At 64.6% G+C, this 16,801-nt stretch carries 16 protein-coding genes; 15 read left to right on the top strand and 1 reads right to left on the bottom strand.

Annotated elements, in window-relative coordinates:
• Nucleotides 1-18 precede the first annotated feature (18 nt).
• The 10 genes from gap to E0501_RS17725 all read left to right on the top strand — a co-directional run bounded on the left by gap (nucleotide 19) and on the right by E0501_RS17725 (nucleotide 9,828).
• Nucleotides 19-1,017 (top strand): type I glyceraldehyde-3-phosphate dehydrogenase, encoded by a 999-nt coding sequence (gene gap, locus E0501_RS17770; protein WP_137702735.1) that lies wholly within the window; start codon nucleotides 19-21, stop codon nucleotides 1,015-1,017.
• A 1-nt stretch (nucleotide 1,018) separates the two neighbouring features.
• Nucleotides 1,019-2,224 carry a phosphoglycerate kinase gene (locus tag E0501_RS17765; RefSeq protein ID WP_137702734.1) on the top strand — a complete coding sequence of 402 codons (1,206 nt, stop codon included), beginning with the start codon at nucleotides 1,019-1,021 and terminating at the stop codon, nucleotides 2,222-2,224.
• A gap of 12 nt (nucleotides 2,225-2,236) precedes the next feature.
• Complete coding sequence (gene fba, locus E0501_RS17760; RefSeq protein ID WP_137702733.1) at nucleotides 2,237-3,292, top strand: class II fructose-bisphosphate aldolase; 1,056 nt, start codon at nucleotides 2,237-2,239, stop codon at nucleotides 3,290-3,292.
• A 79-nt stretch (nucleotides 3,293-3,371) separates the two neighbouring features.
• Nucleotides 3,372-4,070 carry a ribulose-phosphate 3-epimerase gene (gene rpe, locus E0501_RS17755; protein ID WP_137702732.1) on the top strand — a complete coding sequence of 233 codons (699 nt, stop codon included), beginning with the start codon at nucleotides 3,372-3,374 and terminating at the stop codon, nucleotides 4,068-4,070.
• A 79-nt stretch (nucleotides 4,071-4,149) separates the two neighbouring features.
• On the top strand, nucleotides 4,150-4,695 hold the full coding sequence (locus E0501_RS17750; RefSeq protein WP_137702731.1) for a thioredoxin family protein: 546 nt from the start codon (nucleotides 4,150-4,152) through the stop codon (nucleotides 4,693-4,695).
• The gene (gene gph / locus E0501_RS17745) at nucleotides 4,692-5,333 is read left to right on the top strand and encodes a phosphoglycolate phosphatase (protein WP_137702730.1); all 642 of its coding nucleotides are present in this window, start codon (nucleotides 4,692-4,694) and stop codon (nucleotides 5,331-5,333) included. Before E0501_RS17750 ends, gph begins: the two co-directional genes overlap by 4 nt.
• Complete coding sequence (locus E0501_RS17740) at nucleotides 5,330-6,028, top strand: HAD-IA family hydrolase (protein WP_137702729.1); 699 nt, start codon at nucleotides 5,330-5,332, stop codon at nucleotides 6,026-6,028. Before gph ends, E0501_RS17740 begins: the two co-directional genes overlap by 4 nt.
• Nucleotides 6,029-6,102: 74 nt before the next feature.
• Entirely contained in the window at nucleotides 6,103-7,380 is a 1,278-nt protein-coding gene (locus E0501_RS17735) for an acetylornithine deacetylase/succinyl-diaminopimelate desuccinylase family protein (protein ID WP_137702728.1), read from the top strand.
• A gap of 157 nt (nucleotides 7,381-7,537) precedes the next feature.
• Nucleotides 7,538-8,674 (top strand): amidohydrolase, encoded by a 1,137-nt coding sequence (locus E0501_RS17730; RefSeq protein WP_137702727.1) that lies wholly within the window; start codon nucleotides 7,538-7,540, stop codon nucleotides 8,672-8,674.
• A gap of 5 nt (nucleotides 8,675-8,679) precedes the next feature.
• Nucleotides 8,680-9,828 (top strand): M24 family metallopeptidase, encoded by a 1,149-nt coding sequence (locus tag E0501_RS17725; protein ID WP_235857897.1) that lies wholly within the window; start codon nucleotides 8,680-8,682, stop codon nucleotides 9,826-9,828.
• Between the two features lie 4 nt (nucleotides 9,829-9,832).
• Here the strand turns inward: E0501_RS17725 and E0501_RS17720 are convergent, their stop codons facing one another.
• Entirely contained in the window at nucleotides 9,833-11,278 is a 1,446-nt protein-coding gene (locus tag E0501_RS17720; protein WP_205123515.1) for a ferredoxin reductase family protein, read from the bottom strand.
• 130 nt (nucleotides 11,279-11,408) lie between these two features.
• On the opposite strand from E0501_RS17720, the gene E0501_RS17715 reads away from it, so the two are divergent.
• The 5 genes from E0501_RS17715 (at nucleotide 11,409) to E0501_RS17695 (ending at nucleotide 16,697) form a co-directional block, all read left to right on the top strand.
• Complete coding sequence (locus tag E0501_RS17715) at nucleotides 11,409-12,488, top strand: polyheme membrane-associated cytochrome C (RefSeq protein ID WP_137702724.1); 1,080 nt, start codon at nucleotides 11,409-11,411, stop codon at nucleotides 12,486-12,488.
• Between the two features lie 105 nt (nucleotides 12,489-12,593).
• Nucleotides 12,594-14,069: an ABC transporter substrate-binding protein gene (locus E0501_RS17710; protein WP_137702723.1), complete on the top strand. Its 1,476-nt coding sequence runs from the start codon at nucleotides 12,594-12,596 to the stop codon at nucleotides 14,067-14,069.
• A gap of 81 nt (nucleotides 14,070-14,150) precedes the next feature.
• On the top strand, nucleotides 14,151-14,849 hold the full coding sequence (locus tag E0501_RS17705) for a hypothetical protein (RefSeq protein ID WP_137702722.1): 699 nt from the start codon (nucleotides 14,151-14,153) through the stop codon (nucleotides 14,847-14,849).
• A 55-nt stretch (nucleotides 14,850-14,904) separates the two neighbouring features.
• The gene (locus tag E0501_RS17700) at nucleotides 14,905-15,852 is read left to right on the top strand and encodes an ABC transporter permease (protein WP_137702721.1); all 948 of its coding nucleotides are present in this window, start codon (nucleotides 14,905-14,907) and stop codon (nucleotides 15,850-15,852) included.
• Nucleotides 15,849-16,697, top strand: coding sequence for an ABC transporter permease (locus E0501_RS17695; protein WP_137702720.1), 849 nt, complete (start codon nucleotides 15,849-15,851; stop codon nucleotides 16,695-16,697). The genes E0501_RS17700 and E0501_RS17695 overlap by 4 nt, the downstream gene beginning before the upstream one ends.
• Nucleotides 16,698-16,801: the final 104 nt, after the last annotated feature.

Genomic DNA, 16,801 nt, shown 5'->3' with positions numbered 1-16,801 from the left:
GAGACGAGAGGGAAAGACATGGTCGTAAAGGTTGGGATCAGCGGCTTTGGCCGTATCGGGCGCTGCACGCTGTCGAGCATCATCGAGAACGCGCGCGACGACATCCAGGTGGTGAAGATGAACGCCACCGGGCCGATCGAGGATATCGCGCATCTGCTGAAATACGACAGCGTGCATGGCCGCTTTGCGGGCGACATCCGGATCGAAGGCGACATGATGGATGTGGGCCAGGGCCCGATGAAGGTGTTTTCGACCTACGACCCCGAAGAGTTGGACTGGTCCGGCGTGGACGTGGTTCTGGAATGCTCGGGCAAATTCAATTCGAAGGAGGCATCCTCGGTGCACCTGCGCCAGGGCGCGAAAAAGGTGCTGGTGTCGGCGCCCGCGACCAATGCGGACAAGACCATCGTGCATGGCGTGAACTCGGACATGCTGACGGCGGATGACCTGGTGGTGTCAAACGGGTCGTGCACGACGAACTGCCTGGCGCCGGTGGCCAAGGCGATCAACGATGCGATCGGGATCGAGTCGGGGATCATGACCACGATCCATTCCTATACCGGTGACCAGCCGACGCTGGACCGCCGCCACAAGGACCTGTACCGCGCGCGTGCCGCGGCGATGAGCATGATCCCCACCTCGACCGGGGCGGCCAAGGCGATCGGGCTCGTGCTGCCGGAACTGAACGGCCGGCTTGATGGGTCGGCCATCCGGGTGCCGACGCCGAATGTGAGCGCGGTGGACCTGACCTTTGTCGCGGCCAAGGATGTCACGGCCGAGGACATCAACGAAGTGATCGCCGCCGCTGCGGCGGGCCCGATGAAGGGCATCCTGACCTACGAGACGGAAAAGAAGGTCTCGGTCGATTATAACCACAACACCGCTTCGTCGAATTTTGCCGCGGACCAGACCAAGGTGATGGGCGGGCGGCTGGTGCGCGTGCTGGCTTGGTATGACAACGAATGGGGCTTTAGCTGCCGGATGGCGGACAATGCCGTACACATGGGGACGATCTGATATGGATATTCCTGCAATCACCGACATGGACGTGGCGGGCCAGCGCCTGCTGGTACGGGCCGATCTGAACGTGCCGATGGCCGAGGGCCGGGTGACGGATGCAACGCGGATCACGCGGTTCGCTGCCGGCATGAAACCGTTGCTGAAAAAGGGCGCGCGGCTCGTGATCCTGACGCATTTCGGCCGGCCCAAGGGCAAGGTCGTGCCCGCGATGAGCGTCGAGCCGCTGGTGATCGCCTTGTCGAACGCGATGGGGGTGGAGGTGAAGTTCTGCCCGGCGTCGAGCGGGCCCGAGGCCGAAGCGGCGGCGAAGGCGCTGAAGGACGGCGAGGCGCTGCTGTGCGAGAACGTGCGTTTTGACGCGCGTGAAGAGGCCAATGACAGCGGTCTGGGCGCGCTTTTTGCGCGGTTGGGCGACATCTATGTCAACGATGCGTTTTCCACCGCGCACCGGGCGCATGCTAGCACCGAGGCGGTGGCGCATCTTATGCCGTCGGCCGCCGGGCCGCTGATGATGGAGGAGATCAGCGCGCTGACCAAGGCGCTGGAAGCGCCGCAAAGCCCGGCCATCGCCATCGTGGGGGGCGCGAAAGTGTCAACCAAGATCGCGGTGCTGAAGAACCTCGTGCAGAAGCTCGATGGTGTTGTGATCGGTGGAGGCATGGCCAACACCTTCCTCTATGCCGACGGCGCGCCGATGGGCGCATCGCTGCACGAGCCCGACCAGGTCGAGACCGTGGCCGAGATCCGCCGCTTGGCCGAGAGCCACAACTGCGACCTGTTCCTGCCGACCGATGTGGCGGCCGCATCCGAGTTCAAGGCGGGCGCGTCGATGTCGCTGGTTCCGGCGGACAAGTGCCCGGGCGACCAGATGATCCTGGACGCCGGGCCGCAATCGGTCGAGCGGTTCAAGACGGCGCTGGAGGGGGCGAAAACGATTTTGTGGAACGGCCCGTTGGGCGCGTTCGAGATCCCGCCCTTTGACAAGGGGACCAATGAACTGGCGAAAAAGGCCGCCCAATTGACAAGAAATGGCAGCGCTGTGTCGGTTGCCGGTGGCGGAGACACCGTATCGGCGTTAATTCATGCAGGTGTGAAGGATGACTTCACCTACGTCTCCTCGGCCGGGGGTGCATTCCTGGAATGGCTCGAGGGCAGGACGTTGCCCGGAATTGCTGCGCTGATGCGCGCCGAGATTGCTGCTTAACAAGGAAAGACGATGGCTCTTATCACGCTTCGACAACTTCTCGATCACGCCGCCGAGCAGGGCTATGGCGTGCCCGCGTTCAACATCAACAACATGGAACAGGGACTGGCGATCATGAACGCCGCGCAGAAATGCGACGCGCCGGTGATCATGCAGGCCAGCCGCGGGGCACGGTCCTATGCCGGGGATATCATGCTGAAGCACATGATCCAGGCGCTGGCCGAGATGTTCCCGGACATCCCGATCTGCATGCACCAGGACCACGGCAACAACGAACAGACCTGCCTGTCGGCGATCAAGCACGGTTTTACCAGCGTGATGATGGACGGCTCGCTTGAAGCCGACATGAAGACGCCGGCGAGCTGGGATTACAACGTCGAGATCACCGAGCGTGTGAGCCGCATGGCGCACTGGGTCGGTGCAAGTGTCGAGGGCGAACTGGGTGTTCTGGGCAGCCTGGAAACCGGCCAGGCGGCCAAGGAGGACGGCTCGGGCGCGGAAGGCAAGTTGAGCCATGACCAGCTGTTGACTGATCCGGACGAGGCGCTGGATTTTGTCAAGCTGACCAAGGTGGACGCGCTGGCGATTGCCTGCGGCACCAGCCACGGCGCCTACAAGTTCAGCACCAAGCCGACGGGCGAGACGCTGGCGATCAGCCAGATCGAGAAGATTCATGCCAAGATCCCGAACGTGCACCTGGTGATGCATGGCTCGTCCTCTGTTCCGCAATACCTGCAGGACCTGATCAACGAGTATGGCGGCGAGATGCCCCAGACCTATGGTGTGCCTGTCGAGGAGATCGAACGCGGCATCAAGTCGGGCGTGCGCAAGGTGAATATCGACACCGACAACCGCATGGCGATCACCGGCCAGTTCCGCAAGGTGGCACAGGAAAAACCCACCGAGTTCGACCCGCGGAAATTCATGATCCCGGCGATGGACGAGATGGAGAAGCTGTGCCTTGACCGGTTCCAGCGGTTCGGCACGGCGGGCAACGCCTCGAAGATCAAGCCGATCGATATGGACGAGATGGCGAAGCGTTACGCGGACGGGTCGCTTGATCCGTGAGGGGATGGCGGGCTGAAGCCCGCCCTACGCCGCAAGGCACTGGTGCGCGGAACGCGCACCGACGAAAAGGAGGTTTGGCATGGCTTTTGACCGATCTATCAAGATTGCACCCTCGATCCTGTCGGCGGATTTCGCCGATTTCGGACGCGAGATCCAGGCGATCGAAGCGCAGGGGGCCGACTGGGTCCATGTGGATGTGATGGACGGGCATTTCGTGCCGAACCTCACCTTCGGGCCGCCAGCGGTCAAGGCGTTCCGGCCGCATGTCAAAACCTTCATGGACGTGCACCTGATGATCGCGCCGGTGGACCCTTACATCGAAGCCTATGCCGAGGCCGGCGCCGACATGATCGTGGCGCATTTCGAGGCCGGCCCGCACCCGCACCGCACGCTGCAGGCAATCCGCGCGACCGGCAAGAAAGCGGGGATCAGCCTGAACCCGGGCACGCCGGCAAGTGCTGTCGAATACCTGCTTGATCTGTGCGACATGGTGCTGGTGATGAGCGTGAACCCCGGCTTCGGCGGGCAGAAGTTCATCCCGTCGAGCGTTCAGAAAGTGGCGCAGGTGCGCGAAATGATCGGCGATCGCGAGATCCATATCCAGGTGGATGGGGGCGTGGACCCGAACACCGTGGGGCCGCTCGTGGCCGCGGGCGCGGATTGCTTCGTGGCAGGCTCGGCCGTGTTCAAGGGCGGATCGGTCGACAATCCCGCGCCCTATGGCGAGAACATCCGCGCGATCCGCGCGGCGGCGGAAGGTGCGCGGAAGGCGGCGTAACCGCTTGTCCGGCGCTTGCGCGCCGGACGCGCGAGGCGGGCTGTGAGGCCCGACGAGCGCCACATGAAAGGAGATAGAGATGGCTGCAATTCCACCCGTCTGCAACTTCGGTTGGCAGGCGCCAGATTTCTCATTGCCCGGTGTTGACGGGAAAACCTATTCCCTGGCCGATGTTGCGGGCCCCAAGGGCACGCTGATCATGTTCATCTGCAATCACTGCCCCTATGTGCTGGCGGTGAAAGACCGGATCATACGCGATGCGAAGGATCTGGAAAAACTGGGCATCGGGGTGGCGGCGATCTCATCGAACGACGTGGAAACCTATCCGCAGGACAGTTTCGAAAAGATGAAGGAGGAGGGCTATCCCTTCCCCTATCTCTATGACGAGACACAGGACGTGGCCCGCGCCTATGACGCGGTGTGCACGCCGGATTTCTTTGGCTTCAATGCGAAGGGCGAGTTGCAGTATCGCGGACGGCTGGACGCGAGCCGCAAGGAAACCGGCCCGGCGGACCTGCGCCGTGATCTGTACGAGGCGATGAAGCAGGTGGCGGAAACCGGGAAAGGGCCGGAGGAGCAGGTGGCCTCGATGGGCTGTTCGATCAAGTGGAAGGAAGAGGCGTGAGAACAGTTGTTTTCGATCTTGATGGCACGCTGATCGACAGTGCGCCGGATATCCAGGCCGCGGCCAACCGGATGCTGGAGGGCGAGGGCCTGCCGCCGCTGGACCTGCTGACGATCACGTCTTTCATCGGCAACGGGCTGCCCAAGCTGGTGGAACGGGTGATGCGGGCGAGCGGGATTGACCCGGACCGCCACGACGAGCTGACGAAAGTCACGCTGGAGTTCTACAACCAGGCGAGCAGCGATCTGACCCGGCCCTATCCCAACATGATCGCCGCGCTGGAGCGGTTGTCGAACGCAGGCTGTGCCATGGGCGTATGCACCAACAAACCCGAAGCACCCGCCCGCGATATCCTGCGGGCGCTGGACATGGAGCGGTTTTTCCGCGTGGTCATCGGAGGCGACAGCCTGGGTGTCAAGAAGCCAGACCCGGCGCCCCTGCTGAGGGCGTTCGATGCGCTTGCGGAGCCCAACCCGCTCTATGTCGGGGATAGCGAGATCGACGCCGAAACGGCCGAGCGTGCGGGTGTGCCTTTTGCGCTGTTTACCGAAGGCTATCGCAAGGCGGCTATCGAGGAACTGACCCATGCGTTTCGGTTTGACGATTTCGCCAAGCTTCCGGATTTTGCGCTGAGATGAGCCTGAAGGCGCTGATTTTCGATGTCGACGGCACGCTGGCCGAGACCGAGGAGGCCCATCGCGACGCGTTCAATGCGACGTTCGATGCTTGGGATCTGAACTGGCACTGGACGCGGGACGACTATCGCCGGCTGCTGAAAACCACGGGCGGAAAAGAGCGCGTGCGGGCGTTCCAGGCCGAATTGCCCGAAGGCGCGCGGCGCCTGAGCGACGACGAGATCGTGGCCTATCATGCCGAGAAAACGAAAGCCTATACCGACCTTCTGAAACGGGGCGGGCTGGCGTTGAGGCCCGGTGTGGCGGAGTTGATCGCGGCGGCGCGGGAGGCCGGGCTGCGCGTGGCCGTGGCGACGACGACGAACCGGCCCAACGTCGAGGCGCTGTGCCAGTGCGGTTGGGGCCGGACGGCCGATGAGGTTTTCGACGTGATCGCGGCGGGCGACGAGGTGGCGGCGAAGAAACCCGCGCCGGACGTGTTCCAACTGGCGCTGGAGCGGTTGGGGATGGCGCCCGAAAGCGCGCTGGCCTTCGAGGACAGCCGCAACGGGGTGCTGTCGGCCAGGGGCGCGGGGCTGCGCGTGATGGTGACGCCAAGCGCCTATACCGACACCGATGATTTCAGCGCGGCGGATTGGGTGGTGCCGTCGCTGGAGCGGGCGCATTGGCCCGAGCCGTTGCGGGTGGCGGTGGGCTGAAATCCCGGCCTACGGGGTTGCGCATTTCATTTGGTCGCGGGCATGATCCCCTTGGGAAGCAAGGGAGCGATGCGATGGACCTGTCAGAGAAACTGATGCTGGAGATCGAGGCGCGGCGTGCCGACCTGGTGGAGTTGACGCAGGACCTGATCCGCATTCCGACGTTGAACCCGCCGGGCGAGAATTACCGCGAGATCTGCGATTTCCTGGATCGCAGGCTGGTGCGGCACGGGTTTCATACCGATCTGGTGCGCGCGGAAGGCGCGATTGGCGATAGCGACAAGTATCCGCGCTGGAACTTAATAGCCCGTAAAGAGGGCGCACAGCCGGGCGAGTGCGTGCATTTCAACAGCCACATCGACGTGGTCGAGGTGGGGCGCGGCTGGACCACCGATCCGTTCGGCGGGGAGGTGAAGGACGGCAAGATTTATGGCCGCGGCGCCTGTGACATGAAAGGTGGCCTTGCCGCGAGCATTGTCGCGGCAGAGGCGTTCATCGCCATCTGCCCCGATTTCAGGGGCGCGATCGAGATCAGCGGCACCGCTGATGAAGAATCCGGCGGGTTTGGCGGGGTGGCCTATCTTGCTGAAAAAGGGTGGTTTTCGCCCGAGCGGGTGCAGCATGTGATTATCCCCGAGCCATTGAACAAGGACCGCATCTGCCTCGGCCATCGCGGCGTGTGGTGGGCCGAGATCGAGACGCATGGCGAGATTGCCCATGGCTCCATGCCGTTTCTGGGCGATTGCGCGGTGCGGCACATGGGGGCGGTGATGAGCGAGATGGAAACCAGCCTTTTTCCGGCGCTGGCGCAAAAACGCACGGATATGCCGGTGGTGCCCGAAGGCGCCAAGCAATCGACGCTGAACATCAACTCGATCCACGGGGGCGAGGCCGAGCAGGAGGCAGATTATACTGGTTTACCAAGCCCTTGCGTGCCGGACAGCTGCCGGATGGTGATCGACCGGCGGTTCCTGATCGAGGAGGATATCGACGAGGTACAGGAGGAAATTCATGCCGTGCTGCGCCGGGTGCAGGAGAGCCGCGAGAATTTCCGATACGACGTGCGCGAGTTGCAGCGGGTGCTGCCGACGATGACGGAAAAAAGCGCGCCGGTGGTGCAATCGGTGGCGAAGGCGATTGCCGACGTGATGGGGAAAGAGGCGGATTATGTCGTTTCGCCAGGTACTTACGACCAGAAACATATCGACCGGATCGGGCGGCTGAAGAACTGCATCGCCTATGGGCCGGGCATCCTGGACCTGGCGCACAAGCCGGATGAATACGTGGGCATCGACGACATGGTGGAGAGCGCGCAGGTGATGGGGCGCAGCCTGCTGGACCTGCTGGGATAGGGCACCGTCCCGCGTGGTTAACGCGAATTTTCGCAGAAAATTCGGGGGGTGACATGCGTATGACTTCCGGCTGACATCCGGCTGCCGGCAATTCGGGCCGGGAGTTAACCGGAATTAACTTAACGCGGCGCGCGGTGCGGCGCAGGAATGGGCGAACATGGACGATCTGGTAGCGCTCCGGCACGAGTTTCACAGACGGCCCGAGTTGGGTTTCGAGCTGCCGCGCACGCGTGCCCGCGTGGCGGGGCTGTTGCGCGACTGGGGACTGGAGGTGCACGAGGGCGCGGGCGTGGTCGGCATATTGCGCGCGGGCAATGGCAACCGGGCGATCGGGCTGCGGGCGGATATGGATGCGCTGCCGATCACCGAGACGAGCACGCATGATTACGTCTCCGAGCATGCTGGCAGGATGCATGCCTGTGGCCATGATGGGCATACCACGATGCTGCTGGGCGCGGCGCAGGCCCTGGCCGAGGCGCGGGATTTCGACGGCACGGTGGTGTTCCTGTTCCAGCCGAACGAGGAACACGGGCTGGGCGCGCGGGCGATGATCGACGAGGGCGTGCTGGAGCGGTTCCCGATCGAAGAGGTCTATGGCATCCACAACCTGCCGGGCGCGCCGGTCGGGCAGGTCTCGACCCGCAAGGGGCTGATCTGTTCCAGCGAGAGCCTCTTTGAGATCACGATTGAGGGCCAGGGCGGCCATGCATCGATGCCGCAGGCGGGGCGTGATGCGATCACCGTGGGGGCCGAGATGGTGCAGGCGTTGCAGACCATCGTGGCGCGCCGCCTGCCGCCCGGGGCCGGCGCGGTGGTGTCGGTGACCGAGTTCCTGACCGACGGGCAGCGCAACGTCTTGCCCGGGCGGGCGGTTCTGAAGGGCGATGCGCGGGCGCGGAGCCCCGCGGACCGCGAAGAGATCGAGTCGCTGATGCGGCAGATCGCCGGGGGCGTGGCGGCCGCGCATGGTGTGGAGGCCGAGGTGAGTTTCAACACCGAGTTCATCGAGACGATCAATGCCGAGGCGCCGACCGAGGCCGTGCTGCGCGCGGCGCAGGCGGCGGGGCTGGACGCGCTGGGCGATCGCGCGCCGATGAGCTTTTCCGAGGATTTCGCGCATTTCAGCGCCGCCGTGCCGGGGTGTTTCCTGCTGCTGGGCAATGGCGAGGACGGCGCGCACGGCCAGACGCTGCATTCGAGCGACTATGATTTCAACGATGCGCTGTTGCCGCTGGGCGCGCGGTTCTGGGCGGCGCTGGTCCGGGACCGGTTGCCCGTGCGGGGGGAAGGATAAGGGCCATGATGTTTGAGACGCGTATGCAAGAGTTCCGCAATCGCCTGGCCGAGGCCGGCATCGACGTGGCGCTGATTACCGATGACGACAATGTCTATTACCTGACCGGGTATTTCGACTATCTGCACATGGAGTTCGGCCGACCCACGATCCTGGTGGTGCCGCGCGATGGCGAAAGCCTGCTGATCACGCCGGCGCTGGATCAGAATGCGGCCCGGGCGCTGGCGCATGTCGGGCGGATCGCGGCGTGGAACGACGGGCTGGGCAATGAGTGGCGCGAGGAACTGCCCGGCGCGCTGAAGCATGCCGGCAAGATCGGGCTGGAGCCCGACCACATGCCGCCCGTGGTGCGGGCCTACGTGGATACGCTGGTGGAGGCACCCGCGATCGGGAACGTGACGCCGATCCTAGCGGATCTGCGGATGATCAAATCGCCCGAGGAGTTGCAGTTGGCGCGCCATGCCGGGCAGGTCGGCATGGCGATGATGCAGGCCGGGCGCGAAGCGATCGGCGCGGGTGTGCCGGAATACGAGGTGGCAATTGCCACGTCGCAGGCGGGCACGCGCAAGGCGGCCGAGATCCTTGCCGCGCATTGCGACACCACCGAGATGTCGCCCAATACGCATTTCCTGCAGATCATGGCCTCGGGGCGGGATATCGTGAAGACGCATCACCGGGCCTCGACCCGGATCATGCAGCGCGGCGAGCCGGTGTTCCTGTGTTTCTGCGGGATGACGAATTTTCACCGCTTCAAGCTGGGATTCGACCGCACCTTCTGGATCGGCGAGATCGCCGATCCGCGGCAGGCCGAGGTCTACGAGGTGGCGGTGGCGAGCCAGCGCGCCGCGCTGGAGGTGCTGGGCCCGGGGGTGACGGCCGAGAGCGTGCACGCGGCCTATGCCGAGGTGATCCAGGGGGCGGGCTATGATTACCCGTTCCGCTGTGGGCGGGCGACGGGGTTCAGCTTCCTGGAGCATCCGCAATTGGTGACCGGGGACAAGACGGTGTTGCAGCCGGGGATGGTGTTTGCCGTGGACGGGTCGGTGACGGTCGAGGATTTCCGCGCGCAGGTGGGGGATAGTTTCATCATCACCGAGGACGGCTATGAAGCGGTGACGCGCCACCCCAAGGCGGTCGAGGACATGATCGTCTGAGCCCTCAGGCCAGCAGGGCAAAACCGGCCGTGCCGAGCGCGACGATGCCAAGCACGCCGTAGAAATGACGGCGGTGGCGGCGATCCTGCCGGGAGGTGCCGCCGGCGTAGTCGAAGCGTTCGTAGACGATGTTGCGCATCGGCATGCCGAGATCGCCGAGCGCGTCGGAAACGGCGGTGATCATCCTGCCGGGGCCGCAGATCATGGCGACGCTGCGCGCGGGATCGAGGCCTGAGAGCATGGTTTCCAGACGCTCATGTGTGAGGCGGCCAAGCTGGCCCTGCCAGCTGGGGGTGTCCTCTTCGCTGAGCAGAAGAGTCCGCAAATCGAGGGTTTCCTGCGCTGCCGCGATTTCATCGAGGCAGGCGAAGTTGTCCGGGTGGCCGGCGGCGTAGGCGAGGCGGACCGGGCGCGTATCGCCGGTGGCCGCAAGATCGCGCAGGAGACCCATTATCGGCCCGATCCCGGCGCCGCCGGCGATGAGCAGGATGGCATCGCCGGGATGGTCCTGTAGCGTGAAATTGCCATAGGGGCCGTCGATCCCGACCGGGGTGCCCGGCGCCAGCGCGGGAACGGCTGAAGTGAAATCGCCGAGCTCCTTGATCAAGAACGAGAGGCCGGGGCGGCGGGGACTGTCGGCGATGGAAAACGGATGGTCGAAGAGCGGGAAACGGTGGGTGCCGGTGGTGATCCAGGCGAATTGCCCGGCGCGGTAGGCCAGCGGCGGGGTGCCGGGGGCAGGCTGCACGTCAAGCTCCCATATCCGGTCGGCGCGTTTGGTGACCGAGGCCACGCGCCAGGGCGCGCGGTGCAGCCGCGCCCAGCGCCAGAGGTAAAGCGTAGCGAGGATGAGAAGGACGGCCAGACCGGTGAGCCACCAGAAGCCATTGAGCGCGCCGAGTGCGCTGAACCGGCCGGCGGTGATGGCATGATGCAGCCCGCAGAAGATCGCAACCATTCCGAGGACCAGGTGGCCGGCCCGCCAGGTTTCGTGTTGCCAAGGCAGGCGTTCGCGCAGGGCGGCGGACAGAACGAGAAGCAGCAGCGCCGCCAGCGCGACGACACCGGTGCGATAGCGCGGCAGCGTGAGATAGGCGGTGAGCCGTTCGGTGCCGAGTGCGGGGTTTTCGGCCCATGTGGGCAACACGAAGAGAAGCGGGTGCAGCAGCAAAGCGGCCAGCGCCCACCAGGCGGCGATCTTGTGAAAGGCCATGATCCTGTCGATGCCGAGCCGGGCGGAGATGACGTGAAAGCGCCCGGAGGTGACGAATTGCACTGCCATGGCAGAGAGCGCGACAAGGCCGAGGCCCGCGGCGGCGTGTTCCCACGGATCGGCCGGCGCGGCGGGGCGCAGCAGCGCCAGCGCCAGCGGCGCGAGGCAGGCGGCGAGATAGATCAGCGCCAGGAGGGCACCGGATGCGTGGCGTGGGGTTCGGGGTGCGTGGGTCATTCGGGGCATTTGCAAGTCGGGCGCGTTTCAGCGTCGCAGACCTGCATGCGCCGGGCTTTGATCCCCGTCAAGCTGGCACGCCGGGGCGTGTGATATTCTGTTAAGGTCGGATGTCAGTGGAGGATGGATCATGCGCCTGAGATGGATTGCCCGAATGTTTGCCGGTGTCTGCATTCTTGGCGCCGCGCCGGTGACGGCGCAGGAGCAGGGGCTGGGCGGGATCGTGGATGCCTGGATGGCGAGCCCGCACGGGGATTATCACTCCGAATCTTTCACCCACTGGAACGAGGAGGGCGCGGTACCGGAGGTTTGCGCCACCTGCCATTCGGCGCCGGGATTCGCCGATTTCATCGGTGCCGATGGATCGGCCGCGGGCAAGGTGGATGCGCCCGCACCGATCAACGCGCCGGTGAGTTGCGCGGCCTGCCACAGCACGGCGGCGATGGCGCTGGATCGCGCGGTGTTTCCATCGGGCGTTGCGGAGGATGGGCTGGGCGCGGATGCCGCCTGCACGGTCTGCCACATGGGCCGGGAGGCGGGCGAGAGCGTGCGCGCGGCGGTGAAAGGGCTGGGCGAGGACGAGGTTTCGGCCGATCTGCCCTTCCTGAATATCCATTACGGCATTGCCGCGACGGTGATGCGGGGCGCGGACGTGGGCGGCGGGTTCGAATACCCGGGGCAGAGCTATGCCGGGCGGTTTGCCCATGTGCCAAGCGCCAGCAGCTGCACCGCCTGCCACGATCCGCATGACACGCAGGTCGCGCCCGAGCCCTGCATGGCCTGCCACCGCGGGGTGGAAGAGTTGAGCGATATCCGCATGCGGCCCGGGGATTACGATGGCGACGGGCAGAACGCGGGCGGCATCGCCGAGGAGATCCACGGCCTGCACGCGCGGCTGGACCGCGCGATCATGGTCTATGCCGCCGAGGTGACCGGCAAGCCCATCGGATATACCGCCGATGCCTATCCCTATTTCTTCAATGACAGCGATGGCAGCGGGGCAATCGAAGCCGCCGAGGCGGTGTATCCCAATGCCTACAAGAGCTGGACGCCGCGCCTGTTGAAAGCGGCCTATAACTTCCAGGCGGTGAAAAAGGACCCGGGGGCCTATGCCCACAACCCGGCCTATGCGCTGCAACTGCTGCATGACAGCCTGGTCAGCCTGGGCGAGCGGGTGAGTGTTGATCTGTCGGGGATTGCCCGGCCCTGAGGGGACGCCACCGGCAAATGCTTGATTGCCCGGGGTTTTGGGGGGAGACTGGCCGCAGATTCTGCGGAGCCGGGCGTCTGCCGGCAGGGCAACAGGGAGAAAACCATGTCTTGGATGAAACTTGGCGCGGCCAGCGCGCTGGCACTGATGGTGGCCGGCGGGGCCTGGGCGAAAACCGATATCGTGGTGGCGATGCAGCTGGAGCCGCCGCATCTGGACCCCACAAGCGCCGCGGCGGGGGCGATTGACAGCGTGCTTTATTCCAACGTGTTCGAGGGGCTGACGCGGTTTGCCTCGGACGGGTCGATCGTGCCGGGGCTGGCGAAAAGCTGGGACATTTCCGAGGACGGTCTGAGCTATACCTTCCACCTGGCCGAGGGGGTGACGTTTCACGATGGCACGACGATGGATGCCGAGGACGTGAAATTCAGCCTGGACCGGGCACGCGCCGAGGACAGCGCCAACGCGCAGAAGGCGCTGTTTGGGGCGATTTCGGAGGTCGAGGTGGTGGACCCGGCGACAGTGAAGGTGACGCTGAGCGAACCCAACGGCAATTTCCTTTTCAACATGGCGTGGGGCGATGCGGTGATCGTGGCGCCCGAGAGCATCGAGAACATCAAGCAGGCGCCGGTGGGCACCGGTGCGTTCAAGTTTTCCAACTGGGTGCAGGGCGACAACATCACGCTGGAGAAGAACCCCGATTACTGGGGCACGCCTGCGCAACTGGAGAACGTGACCTTCAAGTTCATTTCCGACCCGACCGCGGCCTTTGCCGCGGTGATGGCCGAGGACGTGGACGTGTTCGCCGGGTTCCCGGCGCCCGAGAACCTGCCGCAGTTCGAGGCCGATCCGCGCTTCCAGGTGATCGTGGGCAATACCGAGGGCGAAACCATCCTGTCGACCAACAACAAGATGCCGCCGCTGGACAATGAGAAGGTGCGTGAGGCGATTGCCCATGCGATCGACCGGCAGGCGATCATCGACGGCGCGATGTTTGGCCTGGGCACGCCGATTGGCACGCATTTCGCGCCGCACAATCCCGACTATCTGAATCTGACAGGCAATTCCGCCTACGACCCGGAGAAAGCCAAGGCGCTTCTGGCCGAGGCCGGGTTCCCGGACGGATTCAAGACCACGCTGAAACTGCCGCCGCCCTCTTACGCGCGGCGCGGCGGCGAGATCATCGCGGCGCAACTGCGTGCTGTGGGCATCGAGACTGAAATCTCGAACCTGGAATGGGCGCAGTGGCTGGAGCAGGTGTTCCGCGGCAAGGATTACGGGCTGACCATCGTCAGCCATACCGAGCCCTTCGATATCGGTATCTATGCCCGGCCCGACTATTACTTCCAGTATGACAATCCCGAGTTCCAGGCGCTGATGGAAGAGCTGAACCGCACCACCGATCCGGCCAAGCGGACCGAGATGCTGCACAAGGCGCAGACGATCATCAGCGAGGACTACGTGAACGGTTACCTGTTCCAGCTGGCGACGGCGACGGTGGCCAAGGCCGGCGTGCGCGGCCTGTGGAAGGACGCGCCCACGCAGGCGACCGACCTGACGGCGGTGTACTGGGAAGAATGACCTGCGGTGGCGCGCCGGGTCGGCGCGCCCCGAACATCCGGGGTAAGTGGTTTGAAGCAGATGTATTGGACTGTCGGAACTATGGCCCGCGTTTTCGCGGGCCTTCTCCTTTTGGCGGGCCTGGCTCCGACGGCGCGGGCCGAGGCGGTCTGGCCGGTCGAGACGGCGCGCGAGGTGTTCGATTTTTGTGTGACGCCGGAGTTGGGGCTTGAGGACCGGGATAATATCCTGCGCAATGCGGGATGGGTGCCGTTCGAGCCGGTTGCGCCGCACGAGCGGGGCAACGGGCCTTGGGATGCGCGCGATCCGGCCGATCTTGCCATCCTGGGCATCGTGGTGAGCTTTCCGTATCTGGGTTTTGACCATGATGAAAAGATGTTTCGCGAAGCCTTCGAGGCCCATGTCATGACCTCCGGAAGCATGAAATCATGGACGTTCAGATCGGATGCGCGGACCTATCTGCGCGATGGCCGGCTGTTGAGCCTGGGGCCGATGACGCGGTCGAACCGCAAGGCGAACGGGCGCTGGCGGGTTCAATGCCTGTTCATCGCACCGGCCGATGCAGACAGCACGGAATTGCGGGTTCTGCCCGGCAAACTGATCGATACACCCGGCACCCGGTTCTTGTTGGATATGCGCGAGGTCGAGGGGTTCAAGGGGCTGGCGGACGAGTTCATTGGTTCAGTCATCATCGCCAAGGGCAAGATGCTGAGCCGGTTCATGGAGAGCGACCTGCCCGATATCGTGACGTTCAAAACCAATCTCATCTTCGCAGAGTGAGAAGGGGGTTTTCATTGCGCTGGACCGGGGGCGGACCCTGTCCTAACGTCGGCGCATGCTGCGCTATGCTCTCAAACGCCTGGTCTCGCTGGCCCTGTCGCTGATCGTGGCGAGCGTGGTGATCTTTTCCATGGTCGAGGTCGTGCCGGGCGATCCGGCGGCTTACATGCTGGGCATCAACGCGACTGAGGACACGCTGGCGGCGCTGCGCGATCAGCTGGGACTGAACGGAACGCTGATCGAGCGCTACCTGTCCTGGGTGGGCGGCATGCTGAGGGGCGATTTCGGCACCTCCTATACCTATCGCACGCCCGTGGCCGAGATGATCGGCGAGCGGTTGTGGATTTCGCTGCCGCTCGCGCTTTATGCGCTGACGCTGTCGACGCTGATAGCCTTTCCGGCCGGCATCTGGGCGGCATCGCGGCGCGGCAAGCTGGCTGATGTGAGCGTGATGGGGATCACGCAGCTGGGTGTGGCGATCCCGAATTTCTGGTTCGCGATGCTGATGGTGCTGGTCTTTGCCATCAACCTGCGCTGGTTCAGCGCGGGCGGTTTTGCTGGCTGGGAGAAGGGGGTGTTCCCGGCGATGAAGAGCCTGACCCTGCCGGCGATCGCGCTGGCGCTGCCGCAGGCGAGTATCCTGGCGCGGGTCATGCGATCCTCGCTTCTGGACACGCTGGGCGAGGATTTCATCCGCACGGCGCGGGCCAAGGGGCTGTCGAAGCGGCAGGCGCTGTGGCGGCACGCGCTGCGAAATGCGCTGATCCCGGTTCTGACGATCATCGGGTTGCAGTTTTCGTTTCTGATGGCGGGGGCGATCATCATTGAGAACGTCTTTTTCCTGCCCGGGCTGGGGCGGCTGGTGTTCCAGTCGATCAGCGCGCGGGACCTGATCGTGGTGGAATCGGTGGTGATGCTGCTGGTTTTCGCCGTGGTGGTGGTGAATTTCGCCGTCGACCTGGCCTATGCGGTGGTTGATCCGCGGCTGAGGGTGCGGACATGACGGAAGAGGGCATCTGGCAGGCGGCGCTGCGGTCGCGCAACCTGGTGCTGGGGGCGTGCCTGACGCTGGTGTTCGTGGGTGCAGCGCTCTTGAGTTTTCTGTGGGTGCCCTATGACGTGACGGTGATGGATATCCCGAACAAGATGCAGGGCCCAGCGGGTGCGCACCCGCTGGGCACCGATCATTTCGGGCGCGATATCCTGAGCATGATCATGGTGGGCGCGCGGACCTCGATCGCGGTGGCGCTGGTGGCGGTGGGCATCGGCATGGGGCTGGGCGTGCCGCTGGGGCTGGCGGCGGCGGCGAAGAAAGGCAGCCTGCTGGACGAGGTGATCATGCGCGGCAATGACCTGGTCTTTGCCTTTCCGAGCCTGCTGATCGCGATCATGATCACGGCGGTGTTCGGGGCGAGCGCGCTGAACGCGATCATCGCCATCGGGATTTTCAACATCCCCGTTTTCGCGCGGCTGGTGAGGGGCGCGGCGCTGAGCCTGTGGACGCGCGATTATGTCATGGCGGCGCGGGTGGCGGGCAAGGGGGCAACGCGGATCAGTTTCGAGCATATCCTGCCCAACGTGACCAACCTGTTGATCGTGCAGGGCACGATCCAGTTCTCGCTGGGGATCCTGGCCGAGGCGGGGCTGAGTTATGTGGGGCTGGGCGCGCAGCCGCCGATCCCGAGCTGGGGCAGGATGCTGGCCGACAGCCAGACGATGATTTCCTTTGCGCCGCATATGGCGATGTTTCCGGGGCTGGCCATCCTGTTGACGGTGCTGGGGCTGAACCTGATGGGCGATGGGCTGCGCGATCTTTTCGATCCGCGGATCCGGAGGGGGACGCGATGAGCCGGCGGGTGTCCCCGGATTGCATGGGCGGGAGTGGGGGCCAGCCCCGTCGCCATTGGACACTCGGACCAATGGCGCATCCAATGGCTACCCCCCGGGATATT

Origin of the sequence: Marimonas lutisalis (assembly GCF_005434965.1) — a bacterium.
Taxonomy (GTDB): Bacteria; Pseudomonadota; Alphaproteobacteria; order Rhodobacterales; family Rhodobacteraceae; genus Marimonas_A; species Marimonas_A lutisalis.
This window is presented reverse-complemented; position numbering and strand designations above follow the sequence as displayed.